2 protein-coding genes are annotated in these 1740 nt (G+C 71.6%); both read left to right on the forward strand.

The features are described 5' to 3' along the window. Positions 1-201: hypothetical protein (locus AB0P06_RS36855; RefSeq protein WP_363615378.1), on the forward strand; the 201-nt coding region annotated here is incomplete at its 5' end. A 217-nt stretch (positions 202-418) separates the two neighbouring features. Beyond that, entirely contained in the window at positions 419-1555 is a 1137-nt protein-coding gene (locus tag AB0P06_RS36860; RefSeq protein ID WP_363615380.1) for a hypothetical protein, read from the forward strand. The last annotated feature ends 185 nt before the right edge of the window (positions 1556-1740 follow it).

The raw sequence follows: 1740 nt of genomic DNA on the forward strand, positions 1-1740 counted from the left end.
GCGGTGCTGGCCGGTGACCGGGACCTCGCCGAAGGCGTCGTCCAGCTCAAGGACCTGACCACCGGCGAGCAGAACCCCGTCGCCCTCGACGCACTGCCCTCCGCCGCCCCGGCGCGTCGCTTCCCCGCGCCAACTGCGGTGACAGGAAGGCGGGCTCATGCACCCCTGAGGCACTCCGGTCCGGGCCCCGGTACGTCGTGACCCGGTCGGGTTCCTGCCCGAGGACGGCTCCCCGGAGGACCTCGCCCTGGGGCTTGACGGGTGAACCGGTTTGCGCGGCGCACCGGACGTCCCTGACATGTGACCTACCGTCAGCCCCATGTCTCGGGTACCTCGTGGGTTCATGATCGTGGTTCTTGGCGCGTTTGGCGGAGGATCCTGGTTGGGGGGTGCGCCGGCGGCGTCCGCGGCATCGACGGTGACCCAACTGGACATCGCCGGCAACTGCTCCCTGTCGTTCCAGAACACCGACGCCGCCGGGGTCGCGTACTTCATCGTCGAGCCGATCGGCACGTCGGGCGATCCGTGCCGGATGCAGATCGCCGATTCGAACGGTGTCCCGTTGGTGGACGTCACCGCGATCGGCACTCCGGCGGTCGCGTACCTCGACGCCGACGGTACCTATCAGGAGCAGGTCACCGACGTCACGCAGGGCTCGGTGGCCGGAGGCTCCAACCCGACGGTGACGGGCAGCCCGGTCCTGCCGACGCTTCCGGCGGGCAAGGCGACCAGCGGCGGGTGCTCGAAGGCGCTGCAGACGCGCACCGTCGCCGGGGTAGTGGTGCCGCAGTACGCCACCGGCTGGAACATCGTTTCGAGCGACAGCGGCGCGTCATGCACCAACCAGGTCGGCGCGGTCGGCACGAGCCCGTCGGCCACGGTGGCCGCTGACACGGTGCAGGTCGCCGTTCCCGACCCGTTCGGTCTCTCACTGACCAAGTCGGTCACCTCCGGCGGGGCCGTGATCACCACGGCGAACGTCGGCCAGACCGTCACCTACCAGTACACCGTCACCAACACCGGCCAGGTGCCGTGGACGGTCTCGGTCAACGATGCGCACCCGGGCCTGTCCCCGGTCACCTGCCCCGGCACGCCGTTGCCGGCGGGGCAGAGCCAGACGTGCCAGGCCACCTACACCCTCACCGCGGCAGACGGGGCCGCCGGATCGGTGACCGACACCGCCACGGCGGCCGGGCTCGACCAGACCAGGCCGTTCGCCACGGGAGCCACCGTCACCTCCGCCCCCGCCACCGCCCGGCTCAACGTCACGGCCGCCAGCTCGTCTCCCTCTCCCTCTTCCTCCCCGTCTTCGAGTCCGACTTCCTCCCCGTCCCCTTCTCCGTCCCCTTCTCCCTCCCCGACTTGCTCTCCGTCCCCGAGACCTTCCGCGACGCCGAGCGCGGGGCACTCGGTCGCCTCCTCCCCGGCCGCCGTGGGCCAGGAGCTGCCCGCGACCGGAACGGGGGCCGGCCGGACCGGGTGGATCGCTGCCGTGCTCACCGCGGCAGGGGTGACCACCGTCCTGATCGGCAGGAGGCGTCAGCAACGGCACTGACCCCGTCCGGACGGGCGCCGTTGCTCCCCGTTCCTCACCTCCTCCCCGGTCCGGGCCCGGGATTTGCCTCAGGCGCCCGGTCGGCCTATCGTTCTCTAGTCGCTCGACAGGGAGCACCGGACACGCATCGGCGCGGACGGTCCCGGGGCGGCCAATCCACGAAACACCACTTCCCGGTTCTGCCG

Source organism: Kitasatospora sp. NPDC088351 (assembly GCF_040685575.1).
GTDB lineage: Bacteria > Actinomycetota > Actinomycetes > Streptomycetales > Streptomycetaceae > Kitasatospora.